The sequence below is a fragment of the Chromobacterium haemolyticum genome (assembly GCF_002081825.1).
Lineage (GTDB): Bacteria > Pseudomonadota > Gammaproteobacteria > Burkholderiales > Chromobacteriaceae > Chromobacterium > Chromobacterium fluminis.
In genome coordinates this window covers 17,407-38,571 of record NZ_MUKU01000017.1, presented here as the reverse complement: position 1 = coordinate 38,571, position 21,165 = coordinate 17,407, and the positions used below count along the sequence as shown (strand labels likewise).

Annotated in this window: 16 protein-coding genes; 14 read left to right on the top strand and 2 right to left on the bottom strand. The window is 64.9% G+C overall.

The features are described 5' to 3' along the window. The first annotated feature begins 555 nt into the window (after window positions 1–555). The 9 genes from B0T39_RS14120 to B0T39_RS14080 all read left to right on the top strand — a co-directional run bounded on the left by B0T39_RS14120 (window position 556) and on the right by B0T39_RS14080 (window position 11,704). A complete protein-coding gene (locus B0T39_RS14120) occupies window positions 556–1,866 on the top strand; it encodes a lysine N(6)-hydroxylase/L-ornithine N(5)-oxygenase family protein (RefSeq protein WP_081547664.1) in 1,311 nt (436 codons plus the stop codon). Next, a complete protein-coding gene (locus B0T39_RS14115; protein ID WP_176219555.1) occupies window positions 1,863–2,915 on the top strand; it encodes an NAD(P)/FAD-dependent oxidoreductase in 1,053 nt (350 codons plus the stop codon). Before B0T39_RS14120 ends, B0T39_RS14115 begins: the two co-directional genes overlap by 4 nt. Before the next feature lie 6 nt (window positions 2,916–2,921). Next, complete coding sequence (locus tag B0T39_RS14110) at window positions 2,922–4,940, top strand: class I tRNA ligase family protein (protein WP_081547660.1); 2,019 nt, start codon at window positions 2,922–2,924, stop codon at window positions 4,938–4,940. Then, the gene (locus tag B0T39_RS14105) at window positions 4,937–6,559 is read left to right on the top strand and encodes an AMP-binding protein (protein WP_081547658.1); all 1,623 of its coding nucleotides are present in this window, start codon (window positions 4,937–4,939) and stop codon (window positions 6,557–6,559) included. Before B0T39_RS14110 ends, B0T39_RS14105 begins: the two co-directional genes overlap by 4 nt. 36 nt (window positions 6,560–6,595) lie before the next feature. Next, entirely contained in the window at window positions 6,596–7,201 is a 606-nt protein-coding gene (locus tag B0T39_RS14100) for a GNAT family N-acetyltransferase (protein WP_081547656.1), read from the top strand. A 35-nt stretch (window positions 7,202–7,236) separates the two neighbouring features. Beyond that, window positions 7,237–7,965, top strand: coding sequence for an alpha/beta hydrolase (locus B0T39_RS14095; RefSeq protein ID WP_176219554.1), 729 nt, complete (start codon window positions 7,237–7,239; stop codon window positions 7,963–7,965). Between the two features lie 132 nt (window positions 7,966–8,097). Next, the gene (locus B0T39_RS14090) at window positions 8,098–9,069 is read left to right on the top strand and encodes a cupin-like domain-containing protein (protein WP_081547652.1); all 972 of its coding nucleotides are present in this window, start codon (window positions 8,098–8,100) and stop codon (window positions 9,067–9,069) included. Window positions 9,070–9,115: 46 nt separating this feature from the next. Then, window positions 9,116–10,333 (top strand): ATP-grasp domain-containing protein, encoded by a 1,218-nt coding sequence (locus tag B0T39_RS14085; protein ID WP_081547650.1) that lies wholly within the window; start codon window positions 9,116–9,118, stop codon window positions 10,331–10,333. Between the two features lie 153 nt (window positions 10,334–10,486). Further along, complete coding sequence (locus B0T39_RS14080; protein WP_081547648.1) at window positions 10,487–11,704, top strand: MFS transporter; 1,218 nt, start codon at window positions 10,487–10,489, stop codon at window positions 11,702–11,704. 396 nt (window positions 11,705–12,100) lie between these two features. Here B0T39_RS14080 and B0T39_RS14075 read toward each other — a convergent pair whose 3' ends face one another. Both B0T39_RS14075 and folE read right to left on the bottom strand, forming a co-directional pair. Further along, entirely contained in the window at window positions 12,101–12,526 is a 426-nt protein-coding gene (locus B0T39_RS14075; protein WP_081547646.1) for a BLUF domain-containing protein, read from the bottom strand. A 93-nt stretch (window positions 12,527–12,619) separates the two neighbouring features. Further along, a complete protein-coding gene (gene folE / locus B0T39_RS14070; protein ID WP_081547644.1) occupies window positions 12,620–13,315 on the bottom strand; it encodes a GTP cyclohydrolase I in 696 nt (231 codons plus the stop codon). A 496-nt stretch (window positions 13,316–13,811) separates the two neighbouring features. On the opposite strand from folE, the gene B0T39_RS14065 reads away from it, so the two are divergent. The 5 genes from B0T39_RS14065 (at window position 13,812) to B0T39_RS14045 (ending at window position 21,142) form a co-directional block, all read left to right on the top strand. Further along, complete coding sequence (locus B0T39_RS14065; RefSeq protein WP_081547642.1) at window positions 13,812–15,725, top strand: thiamine pyrophosphate-binding protein; 1,914 nt, start codon at window positions 13,812–13,814, stop codon at window positions 15,723–15,725. 31 nt (window positions 15,726–15,756) lie between these two features. Then, on the top strand, window positions 15,757–17,352 hold the full coding sequence (locus B0T39_RS14060) for a flavin monoamine oxidase family protein (protein ID WP_081547640.1): 1,596 nt from the start codon (window positions 15,757–15,759) through the stop codon (window positions 17,350–17,352). Between the two features lie 268 nt (window positions 17,353–17,620). Next, window positions 17,621–19,273 carry an ABC-F family ATP-binding cassette domain-containing protein gene (locus B0T39_RS14055; RefSeq protein WP_081547638.1) on the top strand — a complete coding sequence of 551 codons (1,653 nt, stop codon included), beginning with the start codon at window positions 17,621–17,623 and terminating at the stop codon, window positions 19,271–19,273. A 333-nt stretch (window positions 19,274–19,606) separates the two neighbouring features. Further along, window positions 19,607–20,056: an Os1348 family NHLP clan protein gene (locus B0T39_RS14050; RefSeq protein WP_081547636.1), complete on the top strand. Its 450-nt coding sequence runs from the start codon at window positions 19,607–19,609 to the stop codon at window positions 20,054–20,056. Between the two features lie 90 nt (window positions 20,057–20,146). Further along, complete coding sequence (locus tag B0T39_RS14045; protein ID WP_081547634.1) at window positions 20,147–21,142, top strand: radical SAM protein; 996 nt, start codon at window positions 20,147–20,149, stop codon at window positions 21,140–21,142. Window positions 21,143–21,165: the final 23 nt, after the last annotated feature.

Below are 21,165 nucleotides of genomic sequence, written 5' to 3'. Positions count from 1 at the left end.
ACAGGCCGGGATTCCCGGCCTGTTTTGCGTTTGAAGCGGCGGCGTCCGTCCGGATTCGCCGTCATCGTCGTCGGGATGACGACAGATTTTATTCCCCCGAAAACTGTCCTGATTGATGGTATCTATTTGACGATTATCATCTATTTTTGGTTTTTAATGTTGTTTGACATGACAAAAGTCATGTGATAACTTGAATGACATTGGAATATATCGATCGATACGGCTTGCGGAATTCGGCCTCCCAGCCACGGAAGACGGGGGTTTTCGGCGCGGCTGTCCATGGCGGCGTAGCGGCATGGAGTTGGGCGAGCGTGGAGACGAAACGACGCCTGGGGCGTTTCTACAACGGGATACGGCCTGGTCTTTAGTACTGGTCTGGACGAAACAGCGGATGTTCATGCCGGAGCGGGCGGTGTTTCGCCCCCGGCGATGTTTTGGCGGTTTTGCGGTTGTTGTTGATTGCGAATGAGAGTGCCGGTTGGGTTTTCCGCTGCTGCGACGCGCAGTTCATCGCGGCTCCTTTTGTCTTGCATACACTTCGAGTGCCAATACACCATGAAATACCACTGCATCGGCATCGGCAGCGGGCCGTCCAATCTGAGCGTGGCTTCGCTCTTGCATGGCCAGCACGACATCAAGAGCATCTTCTTCGAACAGAAAGCGGCGTTCACCTGGCACGACGGCATGATGATTCCAGGCGCGGGGCTGCAGGTCTCCCTGTTCAAGGATCTGGTCACGCTGGCGGACCCGACCAACCGCTTTTCCTTTGTTTCCTATCTGCATCAGCACGGTAGATTGCTGCAGTTTCTCAATGCGCGATTCGATCAGGTGTCGCGATTGGAATTCCGCGACTATTTGAAATGGGCGGCGGAGAGCAACGGCAATATCTGCTTTGGCGAACGGGTGCTGGAGGTGGATTTCGACGGCGCCGCCTTCGTGGTGCAGACCACGAAGCGAAGGGTGCAGGGCGACAATGTGGTCGTCGGCGTCGGCATTGTGCCGGAGGTGCCGGACTTCGCGCGTTCCTGTCTCGACGAGGTCACGCATTTCCACATTAGCGATTTCGCCGCCAAGGCTGGCGTCGCGGCGGGCAAGCGCGTGTTGGTGATAGGCGGCGGACAGTCCGGCGCCGAGGTGGTGCTGGATTTGCTGCGCCGAGGCGGCGGCCAGGCGCCGGCCGCGCTGAGCTGGTTGTCGCGCCGGGAGAACTACTTCCCGCTCGACGATTCCCCGTTCACCAACGACCTGTATACGCCTACTCATTCCAACTACTTTTACGAGCAGGACGAGATATTCCGCAGCGCCTTCATCAAGCGCAATCTGCTCAGCAGCGACGGCATTTCCGAATGCACCTTGCGCAGCCTTTACCAACAGATCTATTCGCTGCGCTTCATCGAACGCGCGCCTATCGACATCAGCTTGCTGCCCTTCCGCGAGGTGCGCGCCATCGGTCGGAACGGCGAGCGCTGGTCCATTGCCGCCAGCCATTTGGGCGCCAACGCGTCGGAAACGCTGGAAGCGGACGTGGTGATCTGGGCCAGCGGATTCAAGCCGGCGCCCACGCCCTTTCTGCAGCCGCTGCGGGAGCGCCTGGAGCGCGAGGGCGAGGAAATCGCCGTCGACCGCGATTACGCGGCGCTGGGCAAGCTGCCGCGCAATCGCAGCTTGTTCATTCTGAACGCCATCCGCCAGCAGCGCGGCTTGGCCGATCCCAACCTCAGCCTGACCGCGTGGCGCAGCCAGATTGTCATCAACCGCATGCTGGACGCGCCGCGCGTCGACAACGTCGACGCCGCCTTCGTGTCCTGGGCGCCGCTGGCCTCGACGTTCGCGGCCGAGCGCAAGAGCAAGAGGGAATGGGCATGATGGCGCCTCGCATCATCGTCGTCGGCGGTGGCATTCTCGGCTGCACGATAGCCGCGCGCCTGCTGGAGCGCGAGCCGCGGGCCCGGCTCACCCTGGTGGACCGCGGTTTGGTCGGCGCGGGAGCGTCGATGTATTCCGCCGGCGTCCATTTCCCGGTGGGGCGCTCCGAGCGCGTGCGCCAACTGAGCGCGGCCAGCGCGGATTACTACCAGACCTTGCGCGCCCGCCATCCGCAGCTGCCCATGCACGGCTTCGACTTTTTCGTCGCGGCCGGCGCGGCCGACGCCGAGGAGGTCCGCGCCCGCTGCGCCGGCCTGCTGCCCTTGTCGGCGGAGGAAAAGTCGCGCGTCGCGCCGGATCTGCCGGCCGGCCGCGAGCTGTGGCGGATGCCGGACTGTCATGTGACGGATGTGCAGGGGCTGGCCTTATGGTACGCGCAGCGTCTGCGCGATCGCGCCGAGGTGTTGGAGGGCGTCGGGGCCGAGGCGCTGGACGAGAGCGCCGACGGCGTTCGCCTGACCCTGTCCAGCGGCCGGGAGCTGGCCGCCGACGCCGTGGTGCTGGCCCCCGGGCCGTGGGTCAACGAGGGCTGCTGGAGCGGGCTGACCGCCGGGCTAGGCGTCCGCGTCAAGAAAGTGGTGGCCCTGCATATTCAGCGGCCGGCGGAGGAGGGGGCCGCGCTGTTCTTCCCCGCCGAGGACGCTTTTCTGGCGCCGCTGCCGCACCGCGGGCATTGGCTGTTCAGCTACACCTGCCAGCAATGGGACGTGTCGCCGGAGCAGTGCCGGCAGGCCAGGGTGGAGGCCCGCGAGATCGCGGAGGCGCGCGAGGCGTTGAAGGACGTTGCGCTGGAGCTGGCGTCGCTGGCGGGCTCGGGTAGGGTGTTCTGCGACGCCTACAGCCCAAGCCGCGAGCCGCTGGCGCAATACCTCGGCCGGCATCGACGCATTCTGTTCGTCGGAGCGTGCAACGGCTCCGGTTATCGCCTGGCGCCCGGCGTTGCCGCGGAAGCCGTCGCCCTGCTCAACCACACTCTCACCAAGGGGTAGCCGATCATGCACATCATAGAATTGAACGAAGCGCAGCTGGCGCCGGCTTTCGGCATCGAGATGGCTTCCATCGCCGGCCTGGGCGAGCAGGAGCAGGTGCGGCTGGCCTACGGCGTCGTCGAGCCCGGCGGGGAAAGCCAGCCGCACAAGCACGACGAGCTGGAAGCCTTTCTGATTCTGAGCGGCGAAGGCGTCATCGACGCCGACGGCCGCTCCCAGCCGGTGCGCGCCGGCAGCCTGGTGCTGTTCAAACCGTTTGAAAAACACGTGTTGCGCAATACCGGCGAGCAGCCGCTGCGCTTCTGCGACTTCTACTGGCGGGACGCGGCCAAACGCGAGGCCGCCGCGCAAGACAACGGCGCCGCGCGTTTGAAGGGGCGTCCTGTGTTCGTGTTTTCCACGCCGCCCACGCCCAACGGCGACTTGCACCTGGGCCATCTGTCCGGCCCCTATCTGGGCGCCGATGTCTATGTGCGCTTCCTGCGCGCCAACGGACACGAGGCCTATCACCTCACCGGCAGCGACGATTACCAGAGCTATGTAGTGGGCCGCGCCCGTCAGGAAAACAGCAGCCCTCAGCAGGTGGCCAGCCATTACTCGGCGGCGATCAAGTCCACGCTGGACCTGATGGACATCCACCTGGATCAATACACCGTCACCACCCGCGACCCGGCTTACGCGGCCGGCCTGCGCGATTTCTTCTCGCGCCTGGTGCGGGGCGGCGCGCAGCTGCGTTCCGACGCGGCGCTGTTCGACGCCGAAACCGGCGACTATCTGTACGAGGTGGACGTTTCCGCCAAGTGTCCGAGCTGCGGCTCGCCCTGCGGCGGCAATATCTGCGAGGAGTGCGGCGAGCCGAACAACTGCGTGGACCTGGACGCGCCGCGCTCGCGGCTGTCGGACGCGACGCCGGTTACCGGCGCCATCCGCCGCTACATGATCAATCTATCCGCCTTCAAGGACGCGGTGGAACAGCATCAGCGCCTGAGCAAGGTGTCGCCGCGCTTGCAGCAATTGGCGGAGCGGGTGCTGGCGCGCAAGGACTATTGGGTGCCCATCACCCATCCGGCGCAGTGGGGCGTGCCGCCGGCGGAGGAGGTCGAGGGCGAGCAGGTGATCTGGGTGTGGCCGGAAATGGCGTACGGCTTCCTGTACGGCATCGCGGAACTGGGCGGCCGGCTGGGCAAGCCCTGGCAAGCCGACCGGCCGCAGCCGGACTGGAAGATCGTCCACTTTTTCGGCTACGACAACAGCTATTACCACTCCATCCTCTATCCGGCCTTGTACCGGATGGCCTTTCCGGACTGGCAATGCGATATCGACTACAACGAGAACGAGTTCTACCTGCTCGAGGGCCTGAAGTTCTCCACCAGCCGCCGGCACGCGGTATGGGGCAAGGACATCCTGAGCCCTGACAGCGTGGACGCGGTGCGCTATTACCTGGCGCGCACGCGCGGCGAGCAGGAGCGGACCAATTTCACGCTGGACGACTTCCATGCGTGCGTGGAGCGGACGCTCTTGGGCCAGTGGCAGGCCTGGCTGAGCGGCCTGGGCGAGCGCTTGCGGCAGGATTTCCAGCAGCGCGCGCCCGACGCCGGCAATTGGACCGCCGCTCACACCGCCTATTTCGACGCGCTGAGCAATCGGCTGACCAGCCTGAGCACCCATTACGGCGCAGACGGTTTCACGCTCAACCGCGTGGTGGAAGAGCTGGACGGGCTGGTGGCCGGCGCGTTGCGCTTCGCCAAATCGAACGAGCGCATCCGTCGGAATCCAGCGCTGCGCGACGAGTACCGGACCGCGATCGCGCTGGAGCTGGCCACGGCCCGTCTATTGGCTCAGGCCGCCGGCCCCTTGATGCCGCGCTTCGCCCAGCGCCTGGGCCGAGCCTTGGGCATGGAGCGCGTCGACGTCTGGCCGGAAAGCGTGGAGCTGTCGCCGCCGGGCACGCCTTTGAACTTGGCGGAGCAGCGTTTCTTCACGCCGCTGCGCCGGGCGGGCGCGGAGGAGGAAGGGCGGTCATGAGTGAGATGATGTCTCAAGCGCCGCGCGGCCCGGACGTCGATCTGGTCAACGCCATCGCGCTGCGCGGATGCGATGACGAGCGACATGTCATCCGCTTCCCGCAAGACGGCGCGGTGCGCGCCTGGACGCTGGCCGAGCTGGACCGCAAGGCGGCGCGCGTGGCCCGGCGCTTGCAAGCGCTGGGCTTGCGCCCGCGCGACCGGGTGGGCGTTTTGTCCCGCAACCGGATCGAATTCGTGCTGCTGGATCTGGCCGTCCTGAAACTGGGGGCGGTGACCGCGGGCTTCGAGGCCGGGCGCTTCGAGCCGGCGCGCATCGTGGACCTCTACGGCTTGAAAGCTTTGTTCGCCGAGGGCGTGGACCGCTCGGGCGCGGTTTTCGACATCGCCGAAGTGTATGCCTGGGCCGAACACGCCGAGGCGGACGCGACGGAGCGGCCCTTGCACGCCGGCTACGACCCGGCCGACGTGCTGGCGATCAAGTTCACCTCGGGCAGCACCGGCGCGCCCAAGGGTCTGGAAGCCACCGTCGCCAGCGTCAACAGTTCCATCAATGAAGTGCAGGCGATGTTCGGGCATGGGGACGGCGACAATCTGCTGGTGTTCCTGCGGCTGGCCTTGCTGCAGCAGCGCTACTGGATCTATTCGGCGCTGGCGTTTGGACACGACCTCACGCTTTCCGATCTGGATCAGGCGCTGGACATGGCCAAGGCCTGCCAGCCCACCGTCGTCATGGGCGTGCCGGGCTTTTACGAAGCCTTGCGCGCCAGCCTGTCGCAGCGGCACGGGGACGGTGATCCGGCCTCCCGCGGCGCGCAGATCCAGGACGCGCTCGGCGGGCGCGTCCGTTATCTGTGGACCGGCTCCGCCCCGGCCAGCCGGACGGTGCTCGAATTTTTCAACCATGCCGGCGTGCCCTTGTACGAGGGATACGGCAGCAACGAGGCCTGCATCGTCGCCAAGAACCACCCCGGCGCCTTCCGCCTGGGCAGCGTGGGCAAGGTGCTGCCGAACAAATCCATCCGTTTCGACCAGGACGGCGTCTTGATCGTGGCCAGCCGTCATCCGGTCAACTGCCGCTATACCTGGTGCGATCCCGGCGTCAGCGAAAAAAGCTTCCTGCCCAGCGCCGAGGTCAAGACTTGGGACTTGGGCCATGTGGACGAGGACGGTTTCCTGTACATCCACGGCCGCGTGGACGACGTCTTGACCATGGCCAGCGGCCGCAACGTGCTGGCGAGGCCGATGGAGGAGGGCTTGCGCCGGCATCCGGACGTGCACGAATGCGTGCTGTACGGCACCGGCAAGCCCTTTATTACGGCCATCCTGTCCCCGGCGCTGGCCGGGGCGGACGCCGAGGCCTTGCGCCGGCATATCCGGGCGCTGAACGAGGAAGCGTTCCAGGAGGCGCGCATCCTGGCGGCGCTCATTGTCGACGAGCCGTTTTCCATCGAGAACGGCCTGCTGACTTCTCAATTCAAGCCCAAGCGCAAAATGATTCATCAGCGTTACATGGCGCAGCTGGACGACATCTATGCGCGCCACGCGCGGACGCCGGAAGCGTTTTCGGCGGACGCGGCGTATGTGCGGGATGGCCGGGCGCCGCAGCCCTCTTTCTGATACACGGCCCGCTTAAACCTATGCAAGGAGCGATAAATGACTTGGCGTAATTTGAAGGACCTCACCCTGGAAAACGAACGCGTGCGTTTGCGCCGGATTCAGATCGGCGATTACGCGGCGTTTGAGCGCATCGTGTTCGAGCCCGCCATTTGGGAGTATTTCGTCGCTCGCATCCAGACGCCGGACGATCTGGGCCGCTTCCTCGAGCAGGCGATACAGGACACCCTTAACGGCAGCCGCATCGTGTTCGCCATCATCGACCGCCAAACGGACCGCATCGTCGGCAGCACCGCTTACGGCAATCTCGCCGAGGGCGAGCGCCGCCTGGAGATAGGCTGGTCCTGGCTGTGCCGGGACGCGCGGCGCACCGGCATCAACCGCGCGGTCAAGTTCGAACTGCTCAAGCACGCGTTTGAAGCGCTGGAATGCGAGCGCGTGGAGTTCAAGACCGACGTGTTGAACGCCGGCGCGCGCGCGGGCCTGGCCGGCATCGGCGCGACGGAGGAAGGCGTGCTGCGCAGCTTCAACTTCATGCCCGGCGGCCGTCGCCGCGATGTGATCTATTACAGCGTGCTGCGCCAGGAATGGGAGCGGGTCCGCGCCGAACGCTTCCCGACGCTGGCCGCCGCGGCAAGCCGTTGAGCGGCCGGGCCGGCATCAAGATGGACGCCCCCGACATGTCCGTGAGCCCGCCGATGAAAACGGAAGACTTTGTCTTTAGCGCCGGCGAGCAATGGCTGGCCGCCACCCGCGTGCAGCCGGACGCCGGCGCGGCAAGCAGCATCCTCACCCTGCACGGGCTGGGCCAGACCGCGAACCGGCACACCATACGCTATGTGTTGGACCACCTGGCCGGGCACGGACTGGGCTCGGTGTGCTTTGAATTTTCCGGCAACGGCGACAGCAGCGGGGCGCTGGAAGAGGCCTGCCTGCGGCGTCGTTACGAGGAAACGCTGGCCGCCGCCGAACATCTGGACAAGCGCGAGCCGTTGACCCTGATCGGCACCAGCATGGGCGGCCATCTCGCCGCCTGGGTCGCGCCGGTGCTGAAGCCCGCCTGCCTGGTGCTGTTCTGCCCGGCAAGCTATCCGGCCGACGCCGCCGAATCCCGTTTCGACGGCGGCCTGGCCCGTCCCGGCCCCTATCCGGACTCCCCGGCCTATGCCGGCCTGCGCGAATTCAGCGGCGATTTGCTGATCATAGGCGCCGGCAAGGACGCGGTGGTGCCCGCCGAGACGCTGGACGGCTATCTGGTCGCGGCCATGAACGCCCGCAGCAAGCATATTGTCTGGCTGGACGACTGCGAGCATTTCATCCATCGCTGGCTGCCGCATCAGGACGCTTTGCGGCCGCAAGTGCTGACGACGATAAGGGACACCATTCTGCGGGCGCGCGCCCGCCAATAAGACCCACTAACAAAACCCCTGATCCCGCGTTGCGCCTCCTTGTCGTACGACTTGTACTGCCCGCGTCGGCGCGCCTTGGCTCAGGTTCTCTGCGAGGTTTTGTTAGCGGCTCTAAGTCTATTGGAGGAATCCATGCAAAACGCTCCCGTTCTGATCGAAGCGAATATCCTGAAGCGGCGCGATGTCGCCAGCTTGCAGATCGTTGAAAACGCTTTCTCCGACGGCCCCGTCGCTGAGGCCTTGCGCCGGGCGCCGGGCATCGAGCGCCGCCGGGGTCTGAGCAAGGAGGTGTTCGACCGCGAATACCGCCACCAGCAGCGGCCGGTGATTCTGGAAGGCTACGCCGCCGACTGGCCGGCGGTGCGCCATTGGAGTTTCGAGCATCTGGCCCGGCGCTGCGGCGCAACGCCGGTGGTGGTCAACAGCTATAGCAGCCAGCGTTCCGCCCAGGCCAGCTTCGCCGAGTTCGTCGACATGCTGATGCGCAACGAGGGGCCGGAGACGACGCCCATCTATCTGCAGGAATGGTATTACCAGGCCTCCTGCCCCGAACTGGCCGAGGACATGCCGGAACTGGACATCGCCCAATACGATTTCCGCCGCGATCTGTACGGCGAGGTGATCTCCACCAATCACCAGCTCTGGCTGGGCCAGCGCGGCGGCGTCACCCGGCTGCATCAGGACTCCTACACCATAGACGTCATGCATGTGCAGCTGGTGGGGGAAAAGCACTGGACCGTCATGGGGCCGCAGGGGATGTTGCGGGAAACGGAGACGGGGGACGCCGATCTGCAAGCGCTGGCCGACGATCCCGCCGCCCAGTTGATGCAATGCACGCTGACGCCCGGCGACGTGCTCTATCTGCCGGCGCTGTGGTTCCACCGCATCAAATTGCTGAGCAATTCCATCGGCCTGGGTCGGAAGTGCCTGGACCAGGCCAATCTGCAAACCCACATCCGGCAACGGATGGCGGAGCTGCTGGCGCTCGCCCTCAATCCGGAAGAGGTCAAGCTCACCCATCCCGAACTGTTCAATGTGGTGATGATGCGCAACCGGGTCTGGGCCAAGCGCATGGGCATCGATTTGTCGAAACTGCGTCCATGATCCGGCTTTCGTCCCGCGGTTTGGGACACCCATCAGGAGAGAATAAATGAAGCAAGCGCATGTATTGGTTGTCGGGGGATTGAACCACACGCTGGATAGGCTGGAGCAATTGGGCGCCCGCTATTCGATGATGCAGATCCCGGAGCGCGTCAATGAGCGGCAGTACAGCGCGGCCGCCCGTTACGCGGTGATGGATTACGAAGACATGGAAGAGGTGTTGCTGCTGGCGCGCGCCTGGCACGCCAAGGACCCGTTCGACGCGGTGGTGTCCTTCACCGAATACGGCCTGCATCCGGCGTCGCAATGCGCGATCGAGCTCGGCGTCGCCGGAGACAATCTGGAAGCGGTGCTGAACACGCGCGACAAAATCAAGATGCGCGAGCTGCTGGGCCGCCACGGCCTGAGCCCGGTGCGATACCAGGTATGTCAAAACCTGGACGACGCGAGAAGCTTTTTCCACTCGCTCAATGGCGAGGCGATGGTGCTGAAGCCGTTTGCCGGCGGCCTGAGCGAGGGCGTGTTCTTCGTGGATGAGGACGCGCATCTGGAGGAACGCTGGAACGGCTCCCGCGCGGTGATGGACGGGCCGGTTCTGGCCGAGGAGTTTTTACACGGCCCGGAGTACAGCGTGGAGTCGCTGTCCATCAACGGCCGGCATGAGATCGCGATGATCACCGAGAAGGAAGTCACGGCGCTGCCGCGCTTCATCGAGCTGGGCCACCAGGTGCCGGCGCGGCTGGACGAGGCACAGCAGGCGGGGGTCAAGACCTTGGTCAGCCGTTTTCTGGACGTCATCGGCCAGAAAACCGGGCCCGCACACACCGAGATCCGCCTGACGCCGTCCGGGCCCAGGATCATAGAATCGCAAACCCGGATAGGCGGCGATCAAATCTGGGAAATGTGCGAGCTGGTCAGCGGCGTCAATCTCACCGGCGAAACCATGGCGGCGCTCACCGATCTGCCGCGGCCAGCGCGCAAGCCCGCGGCCAAGGCCGCCGCCATCCGTTTCTTCTCCTACGAGAACGCCCGCATTCTGAGCGTGAGCGGCATTGAGCAGGCGAAAAGCGCCCAGGGCGTGGTCCGGGTGGAGTGTCAGCTGCACGCCGGCCTGCGCTGCGAGACGCTTACATCGTCCAACTCCCGCCAGGGCTACGCGCTGTGCGTGGGCGACACGATAGAGCAAGCCGTCACCAACGCGGAGGCCGCGCGCGACGCGGTGCGGGTGGAATGGGCGCCGCTTAGCGTGGAGCAGGGCGGACTTTGAACCGTTTCTTGGATCAACTCGAATAAGAGCCGCTAACAACACCTCGCAGAGAACCTGAGCCAAGGCGCGCCGACGCAGGCAGTACAAGTCGTACGACAAGGAGGCGCAACGCAGGATCAGGGGTTTTGTTAGCGGGTCTAAAGACAGGCAAGCATGAACTCACATCCGGTCCGGCGCAGCGTGTTGTACATCACCGCGCATTACATCATGACCTATCTGGGCTACTACGGCCTGGTCTCCACCCTGGTGGTCACGCTCAACAAGGCCGGGTTCCGCGCGGAACAGATCGCCATGCTGGTCATCCTGTTCACCTTGACGACCAAGGCGGCGAAGATACCGCTGGCGCCCTGGCTGGACCGGATGGCGGCGACGAAGTCCGTCTTGATTGGCTGCGTCATGGCCGCGGCCGGTTTCATGTTGCTGTATTCGGCCAAGGACGTGTATTTGACCGCCTGTGCGCTGGCCCTGTCCGGCACCGGCATTTCCATCAACGCGCTGGCGAGCAAGCAACTGGCCGCGGCGACCAGCGATATGATGGAGAACCGCGCCAAGCTGTTCTCCATCACCTATATCGGCATTAATATCGCGGCGGCGGCGGCGGCGCCGCTGGCCCTGTACCTGGCGGCCAAGGGGCAGTACCAGCTGGTGTTGATCGGCATCGCCGTCTCCTACTGCGTGGCCGGGGTGGTGACCTTCCTGAACTTCGGCAGGCTGGGCATGAAACGCCCTGGCGGCGGCGCGCCGTCGTTTCTAGCCTATTGGAAGTTGCTCTATGTGCCCGGCATCCCTCCCTTTCTGCTGATCAATTTCTTTTGCTGGCTGCTGTACGGCCAGTTGTTCAATGTGCTCGCGCTCTATGTCTCGGAAACGCTGGCCCAGCCGGGCAAGCTTGGCTGGCTGTACACCTTGAACGCCTTGCTGGTGATCGCGCTTCAGCTCTTGGTCACCCATCTGGCCCACCGCTGGAGCGGCGGCAAGCCGCTGGGCATTGTCCGTTCCTCCTACGCCACCTTCGCGTTGGCCTTCATCATGCCCTTCATTCTCCCGGGCTATATCGGCGCGCTGGCTTTCGTGCTGGTGTTCACCTTCGCCGAGATGATGTTCGCGCCCAGCATGGACGTGTTGCTGCTGTCCTTGATCGGCCAGGAAAGCCGGGCGGTAGCTTACAGCGTGCTGTCCATCAGCACCGCGCTTGGGGAGTCGCTGGGCGGGGGCATGGGCGTCGCGGTTTACCGCTGGATGGCGGATTACGGCCATGCCGGCCAATTCTGGCTGGCGCTCGCCGGCTTGTCGCTGCTGTGCATCGCCGTCGCCTATGTGTTGCAGGAGTCGAGCGCCGGCTTGCGCGCGCAGGCGGCGGGCGCGGCTTAGAGAAGCGGAGCAGAGCGTAAACCGCTGCTTAGAGCCTGTTCACGATCTTTCCGAGTGATGGCTCCAAGACATGGAATCCGCTGCGCGGATGATGATTTTCATTGCCGGGGCTGCCCGGCGTGCAGGGAGGAGATATTTGCTTGGCCAAATATCCCCTCCACCCCTAAAGGCCACCCTGCAAGCCTGGCCTGCGGCTTCCCGCCGGTTCCCGTCAAGTCCGAGGCGCGGCTGAACTCGCAGCGCGCTACCGTCGCGCTGCTCGAACAGGCAGCCGCTTAAGACCTCGGACCTGCCACCCGACGGCAGGCTTGACGGGACCCGGGGCGCGTCGGATACGCGGCCTCCTGTGCAGCAAACCGTGTTTCAAAGCACAGACAAAAGATCGTGAACAGGTTCTCAGTGGCGGATCTGGGTGCTGCCGGCTTCGGCCAGCGCCTCCAGCAATAAGGCGGTGCTGGCGCCGGGCAGGTTGAACGGGTCCAGCCGAGCCTGGGCGGAATAGCGCAGCAGCAGCGAGGTGTTGAGTTTTTCCATCATCACCTCCGCCATGCTCCAGTTGGCGAAGCGGCGTTGCTCCACTTCCTGGTATTCCAGCAGCGTCAGACATTGATGGCGCGGGTCGTGGGCCAGTTTCTGGTACAGCAGGTTGACCTCGGCGCGGCCGCCCTCCAGCGATTGAACGAATACGTCCTTGCTGTAGCACAGCACTCCGGTGATGCCCTGGGCCGGATTGTATTTGCGCGCGGCGATCATGATGTCGTCCACCAGATCGCTGTCTATGGATTTGTGCGCGCGGCTGCAGTAAGTCAGGCGTACCAGCATGATGTGCCCCTTGGATGCAAAGAGGCCGCGCCAGACCGGCGCGGCCTCGTTTCATCTTAGTTGCTGCGCGCCGCCTTGCCGGCGGCAAGGGGCTTATTTATGCATCAAGGACAGGAATTCGCGGCGCAGATTGGCGTCGCTGAGGAAGGAGCCGCGCATCACGCTATTGGTCATCTTGCTGTTGCTGTCCTTCACGCCGCGCCAGTGCATGCAGAAGTGGTCCGCCTCCATCACGATGGCCAGACCATCCGGCTGCAGCTTCTTCATCAGCAGGTCGGCGATCTGCGACACCGCTTCTTCCTGGATTTGCGGGCGGGTCATCACCCAATCTATCAGCCGCGCGTATTTGGACAGGCCGATCAGGTTGGAGTGTTCATTGGGCATCACGCCCACCCAAACGCGGCCGATGATGGGGCACAGGTGGTGGGAGCAGGCGCTGCGCACCGTGATCGGGCCCACGATCATCAATTCGTTGAGCTTTTCCACATTGGGAAACTCGGTGCTGGCCGGCATCGCCACATAGCGGCCGCGGAAGACTTCCCTGATGAACATCTTGGCCACGCGCTTGGCGGTGTCCTGGGTGTTGTGGTCGTGTTCGGTGTCGATGACCAGGCTTTCCAGCACGGCTTTCAGTTTTTCCTGAACCTCGGTTTGCAGCTGATCCAGCTCGCCGTCTTCGATGTGGGCGGCGATATTGTCGTTGGCGTGAAAACGGACGCCGGCTTGCTGCAGGCGGCTGCGGATGCGCTGTGAGACCGGCAGATGGTCAACGGTATTGGTCTTGTTCATTGTGTTGGCAGTCTCGGATGCTTATTTATCATTTTGGCGCCGCCATGGCCGGCGGCTCTATCCATTGCGCATGATTTGGGGCGAGGCAGGCGGTGGGCGCCTCCCCGAAAGGCGGCGTGCTTGGAGCCTGGCCGATGCGACAGGAACGCTCCATGTTAGCACAAGCGCCGGAGCGCATCCGCAGCCGATGTCCCTAGTAGAAACCCTTAGCCCATCAGGGCTTGACGCGGAAAGTCCTTAATTTGGCTGGCATGCAAAGTCAATGCCGGCGGCTGGCCGTACATGATCTTGCTGTCCTTTTGGACGGGGGTGGATATGGGGCGGCGAGACCTTGCCGCGGCGGCGCAAGCCTTGTTTGTCGGAAGCGGGCGCGCCGTTCGTCTTAGCGCCAATTCGCATTGGTGTTTTCGACACAGAAAATATCCGGATTGAATTTCCTCCCGCCTGGATTACCACTCACATAACGACGACAACTTATGAAGAGGGGTGGGACGGTATGGATAGTCAACAACGCAACGGCGGGCAACGCTGGGCCCGGGACTATGTGTTCGACGCATTGAGCGAGTTGGGCATTCATCGCATTTTCGGCGTGCCCGGCACCAATGAGATTCCCATCATCGACGGTACGTCCTACCCGGAAAACCAGGTGGAGTACATCGAGTGCCTGCACGAGAACATCGCCATGGGCGCGGCGATGGGATCGGCGCGGATGACCGGCAAGCCCGGCGTGGTGGTGGTGCACGTCACCCCGGGCATCGCCCACGGCATCGGCAATCTGTTCAACGCCTGGCGTTCTCAGGCGCCGCTGGTGATTCTGTGTTGCCAGCAGCAGAACGAGCTGGTCACCCAAGAGCCTTTGCTGGCCTCCAACCTGGTGGATCTGGCGCGGCAATACACCAAGTGGGCGCATGAGGTGCGCACCGAGCAAGAACTGCCCATGGTGTTGCAGCGCGCCTTCAAGGAGGCGATGGCGCCGCCCAACGGCCCGGTATTCGTTGCGATTCCCTGGGAGTTCACCATGAGGCGCATCGGCGACGGCGACCGCCTGCCCGGCATTACCCGCATCTCCCCGCACTTCACCGCGGACGCCGACGCCATCCGCCAAGCGGCCGCCATGCTGCGCGAGGCGGTCAACCCGCTGATCGTGGTGGGCGACGCCGCGGGCTACGCGGAGGCCTGGCCGGAATTGCAGGCGCTGGCGGAGTTGATCGGCGCGCCGGTGTCGCTGCAAACCTTCAGCAGCCTGGCCAACTTCCCCAATGGAGATTACCACTGGCAGGGCGAGCTGCCCGGCGGGCAAAAAGATCTGCAGAAGGTTTTCGCCGGTCATGACGTCGCCTTTTTGTGCGGTTTCAGCAATCAGGCCCAGGTCACCGTGTTCAAGTACAGCGACGGCCCCTTGATTCCGCCCTCGGTGCGTCAGGTTTACCTGAGCAACAACAGTTGGGACATCGGCAAGAACTACTACGGCGAGTGCGCCTTGTTCGGCGACATCAAGGCCACTTTGCCGCTGCTGAACCGGGAGATCGGCGATCAGCCGTCGGCGGCCGCGCGTCAACGCAATGAGCTGTTGCGGCAAAAAGCCGAAGCGCGGCGCGTGCAATGGGACGTCTATCTGCGCGAGGCGATGCAACAGCAAGAAATCTGGGCGGTGGTGATCGCCGACGCCTTGCGCCTGGAGATCAGCGAACGCCAGCTGGAAAAGCAATTCGTCTATGTGCACGAAGCGGTGTCGGATCCGGCGCCTTTCCAATACCTGCTGCCCTTCACCGAAGAGGCCGCCGCGCCGATCAGCTACTACTGCGTGGGCGGCGGCTCCTTGGGCTGGTCCATGCCCGCCACCCTGGGCATCAAGCTGGAGGAGCAAAGCTGCCAGGGCATAGACACCCGTTTCGTGGTGGCGGCCACCGGGGACGGCTCCTCGCTGTTCTACCCGCAAACCTGGTGGACCGCGCAGCACCGCCAGCTGGGCGTGCTCTACATCATCACCAACAACCACGAGTACCACACCCTGCAAATGGGGCTGCAACAAGTGGAGGCGATGTACGGCGACGCGGCCGGCTACGGTTGGCATGCGCGCACCCAGGATCCGGAATACCTGCGCATCCACCGGCCCAAGCCGGACTTCGTCGCCCTGGCCAAGGCCTTTGGCGGCATGGAGGGCGAGGTGGTGGCGCATCCGGAGGCGGTGCGCGCCGCGGTGCGGCGCGGGCTGGACCACGCGCTGGCCGGCCGCGCCTATGTGCTGGACATGCAGACCGTGGGCCTGGACCAGCCGCCGCCCACGCCGCAGCAGGCCAACGCCCGCTACCGCAACCAGCCGCGGCTGGATTGCTTCCACGCGCCGGACGGGGACGCCCAGCGCAACACGGACAACGGCCAGCCGGCCAATGTGCCGGTGATTTTCTGATCCCGGCTTCACTCAGCGAGGACGAGCAAACATGGCTAGCGAAAACATAGACATCGCCATTGTCGGCGGCGGCGTGTCCGGCGTGTACAGCGCCTGGCGGCTGCAACAGCACTATCCCCAGAGCAAGATAGCGGTGTTCGAGGCCAGCGATCACATCGGCGGCCGTTTGCTGTCGGTGCGGCCGCCGGACATCCCCGACATGGTGGCGGAACTGGGCGGCATGCGCATCCTGCCGGAAGTGCAGCCGCTGATTTACGACCTGATCCAGGAGTTGAACGCGCTGCTGCCGGCGCCGGAGCAGATCGAGCTTTACGGCTTCCCGGTGGACGAGCCGCAAAACATCGCCTATCTGCGCGGGGTTTACCTGCGCTTGCAAGACTTCACCACCCAGCCGGACAAAGTGCCGTACCGGCTCAACTTCCTGGACCGCGGCCAAACCGGCGGCGCCGTCATCATCGACGCCATCGAGCAAATCGTGCCCGGCATCACCAATAAATCGCTGACGGAGGAAGAGCGCCGGCTGATGGCGCAGAGCGCCAGCTTCGGCGGCGTGCCGCTGTACCAGCAGGGTTTCTGGAACGTGTTGTTCCGCGTGATCACCGGCGAAGCCTATGAATACGCCGAAGACACCGGCGGTTACGACACCACGCTGTGCAACTGGAACGCCGCCGACGCCATCCCCTGGTTTCTGTCGGACTTCGGCGTATCGGCCCAATACATGGGGTTTTGCAACGGCTTTCAGCAAGTGCCGCGGGTGCTGGCCCAGCTGTTCGAACAAGCCGGCGGCGAGGTGAGGCTGGAAGCGCCGGTCAGCGGCGTGACGCGCAGCGAGCAGGGCTTTCAGTTTCAGACGCCGGGCGGTACCGTGTCCGCCAAGACCCTGATCCTGGCAATGCCGCGCCGCGCGCTGGAGCTGCTGTCCGCCACCAGCCCCTGGCTGCAGGAGTCCGCGCGCTTCCAGCAATTGACCGCCAGCGTCACCCCGCGGCCGCTGTTCAAGCTGTTCACCACTTACAACAGCCCCTGGTGGCTCAATACCGGCTACAGCAAGGCCGACGGTGAATACGTGCCGGTCAAGTCCGGCCGTTCCGTCACCGATTTGCCGGTGCGCCAGACCTATTACTGGCCGCGCAGCAACGGCCAGCCCGCCTTGCACGGCCACGCCATGTTGCTGGCCAGCTACGACGATGGCGACAACACCGGTTTTTGGGACGGCTTGCGCGGCCGTCGTCACAGCGCCTGGAAGAAGGGCCTGGAGGTGGCCGAGCTGGCCGATCCCTTCATCGGCGCGGACGACCATGTGCGCGCCAATGAACTGAGCTGGCACCGCTACAAGGCCCCGCGCATGATGACGGAAGAAGTCACCCGCCAACTGACGGTGATGCACAGCCTGTCCTACACGCCCAAAGTGCGCAACGCCGCCTTCCGCGACTGGGGCGACGATCCGTTCGGCGGCGGCTGGAACAGCTGGAACATCGGAGTGAAAAGCTGGGAGGTGAAACGGCAGATCATCCAGCCGCTGGACGGCCAGCCGTTGTATGTGTGCGGCGAAGCCTATTCCGACGCCCAAGGCTGGGTGGAGGGCGCTTTGCAGACCGCGGACATGATGTTGGCCAAGCTGGTTTGAGCACCTGTTCACGATCTGCCGCGCTGCGGCGAGCGCTGAGACAGGAGGGTTGAATCGCTTCCGGAAGCGGGGCAGGGTCTGCCTGTCCCGCTTGGCGCGCGGCCCGGCGCGCGCTACCATATCGCTTTCGCGCGGGGCCGACCCCTTGCGTGACCCAATCTTTCCCCGAGGTCTTAGTCCGATGCGCCATTGATGCCGCCGTCCCCCTGGACGGCCACGTTCTCCGCCCCCTGCGCGCAGGGGAATGTTTGGCATCCCTGGAAGCTTCATGACGCACACCCATCTCACTTTGGACGACGTGTCCTATCTGCTGCCTGACGGCAGGGTTCTGTTCAGCCATCTCAATATGAGGTTTCACGCCCAGCGCATCGGCCTGGTGGGCCGCAACGGCGTGGGCAAGACCGTGCTGGCGCGCTTGCTGGCAGGAGAACTGCGGCCCAGCGCCGGCCGCTGTCTGCGCGGCGGAACGGCGCATTACCTGGCGCAGCGGGCCGGCGCGCCCCGGGGCGACACCGCCGCCGGCCTTGCCGGACTGCAAGCGCCGCTGGACGCGCTGGCGCGCATTGAGGCCGGCAGCGTCGACGCGCGGGATTACGAACTGCTGGGCGACCGCTGGGACTTGCGCCAAAGCCTGGAGCGGGAATGGCGGCGTTTCGGCCTGGGACATCTGCGCCCGGAAACGCCGGCCGACGCGCTCAGCGGCGGCGAAGCCGCGCGGGCGGCGCTGTGCGGAGCCATATTGTCCGACGCCGACTTTCTGATCCTGGACGAGCCCAGCAATCATCTGGACCGGAATCAGCGACAGGCCTTGATCGAACAATTGTCGCTCTGGCCGCGCGGTCTGCTGGTGATCAGTCACGACCGCCGCTTGCTGGCCGGGATGGAGCGCATCGTTGAACTATCGCCGCAGGGCCTGGCCAGCTACGGCGGCGCCTACGATTTTTACGCCGAGCACAAAGCGCAAGAGCAGGCGCGGGTGCTGCAAACGCTGGAGCAGCGCAAACAGGAGCGCTTGCGCGGCCAGCGGGCGCTACGCGAACAGCAAGAGCGGCAAGAACGGCGTCAGGCCCGCGGCGAACGGCGCGGCCGCGAAGCCAACCAGGCCAGCATTTTGTTGGACCGCCAGCAGCAGCGCAGCGAGGACAGCGCCGGCAAGTTGCGACGGCAACAGGCCGCGGCGCGGGAAGGCCTGGACCAGGCGGTGCGCGAGGCGGCCCGGCGAGCGGAGGGCGATGCGGCGGTCGTCGTGCACGCCTTGCCGCAGGGGCGGGCGCTGCGGCGCACCGCCATTGTTCTGGACGAGGTGGAACTGCCGTTCGCGCCGCCGGCCACGCGCCGGATCGGCCTCAGCCTGGGCGGCGGCCGCCGCATCGGCGTGCTCGGCCCCAACGGCTGCGGCAAGTCCACCCTGCTCAAGGTGCTGGCCGGACAACTGCGTCCGGTCGCCGGCCGGGTTCGATCGCCGGCCGCCTGCGCCTATCTGGCCCAGGATCTGGACGGGTTGGATCCTGGCCGCGGCGCGATCGAGCAACTGCTGGCGCTCAACCCCGCGGCCGGGGAAAGCCGGCTGCGCATGTTGCTGGCCCAACTGGGGCTGGACGCCGAGCGGGCGGCTCGGCCCTGCGGCCTGCTCAGCGGCGGGGAGCGGCTGAAGGCGGCGCTGGCCTGCGCGCTCTACGCCGATCCGCCGCCGCAGTGGCTGTTGCTGGACGAACCCAGCAATCACTTGGATCTGCCGTCGCTGCAGGCGCTGGAGGCGATGTTGCGCGGCTACCACGGCGGCTTGCTGGTGGTGTCGCACGACGAGGGTTTCCTGGACGCGCTGGGCCTGGACGGCTGGCTCACGGTGGACGAGGGCGGCTGGCGGCTGTTGGACGGAGCGGAGCGGGAAAAGCGCGTCATCAATCAAGCTTGGTTTTAGGTAATTTAACGTACAGATATATTAAAAACGCATGAATATAGTTAAAGCGCTGACGAAAACCGTCGGCGCTTTTTCATTCCAGTGATACGCAGGCTGGCTGGATGACGAGGCGGATGGGCGAGGCATTTGGGTGGGTGCGGAGATTCCCCGGGGGTGCGGCGGCCGCTGAGCGGCTTAGCGGCGAAGGTCCCTTGCCGGCGTGAAGCCGATCGGGAGCGCGGATCGCATATTGCCTTCAGTCGCAGAACGCGCCGCCGGTTTCCGCTCCATCCAGACGAAGGCGTCGCCAAGCCAAGCACGCCTCGGTCACAGTGCTCAAGCCAGGAGGACACCATGGCCCAACCGGAAGTGAACAAACTGCTGATGCGCGCGGTGAGCGATAACGATTTCCGCGCCAAGTTCTTGTCGGACCCCGTCGCGGCGGCGAAGGACGCCGGCGCAAACAGCGCAACCGTCGCCGAATTGAAAAAGATCGACGTCGCGCGCCTGCGCGCCCAGTTCGATCACCTGACCCGGGTGTCCGGCGATTTGTTGGCCGGCTCGGTGGTGGCGGCCGGGCATAGCCGCGACTGGAGCGACCGCAGCAATATCCACGACAACGACGGCCACATCCACGACAAGGCGGCCAGCGTATTTTCCCCGGGCGATCTGGTCACCAATCCGGCGGTGTCCACCACGCTGAATCCGGCGGCGGTGCGCGACGCGCTCAAGGACCCGCTGGTGCTTAAGGAAATCGAAAACAACCCCCAGATCAAGGCGGCTTTGAAGCGCGGCGTCAAATAGCCGCGCGGCGAAGCGGACCCCGGCGCGGCTGCCGCGCCGGGACGGATTTTCTGGCGGCCCGCTTGCGGGCTTCTTGGTGGGGCGACGGCGATGATCATCCGGCTGACGGCTTCCTGCAACAACAAATGTTTCTTCTGCATCGTGGACGACGAGATCGCCCAGCGCGCTTTTCGGCCGCTGGAGGAGATTGCGGCCGAGCTTGACCAGGCGGCGCCGGACGAGGAAGTGGACATCTTCGGCGGCGAGCCCACCATAGACCCGGTGTTCTGGGAGGTGCTGCGCGAAGCCTTGAAAACCGGTCGCCGCGTCAGCCTGGCTTCCAATGTACGGCTGTTCTCCCACCGCCCGTCGGCGGAGCGGCTGGCGGCCATGGCCGACGGCCGGCTGGAAGTGCGCACCAGCCTGATGGGCCACAACGCCGACCTGCACGACAAGCTCAACGGCGTGCGCGAAGGCGCGTTCCGGCAAACCCTGCAGGGCATCCGCCACCTCAGCGAGCTGGGTTTCGACATCCAGACCAATATCGTGATCCTGGCGGAAAACGTCGAACACCTGCTGGCCACCGGCGTGACCGCGGTGGAGGCCGGTTCGTCGCGGCTCAAGTTCAGCGGCACCGTGCGCACCGGCAAATTCATCGACTCCATCGCCGACCCGGCGCTGGTGCGCGAAAGGCTGCGCGCCATCGTGCCGCTGTTCCGCGCGCTGGGCGTGCCGGTGAGGCTGGAGAAACTGGCGCCTTGCCTGATACCGGATTTTCTCGACCTGCTGATCCGGGATTCAGATCCGGCGGTGGACACCCATCCCTGGTACGAGAAAACCCGCGCCTGCCGCGGCTGCCGGCTGGCCGACGCCTGTCCGGGCGCCGAGCGCGGCGCGCTGATCCGCCACGGCCAGGATTGGGTGCGGCCGCTGGCCGAAATCCCGGCGGAGCTGATAGACGAGGTGCGCGTCGCCGCGCTGGAGCGTTATCAGCCGCGGCGCGACAAGCCCTTTCTGCGCGTGCTGTTCGATCATCAGGACCTGTCCTCGCTGGGCCTCATCGCCAGCTTCTCGCGCCAGCATCCGCAACTTTATCTGATCGCCTGAATCCGCCACTCGTTTGCGAGGCC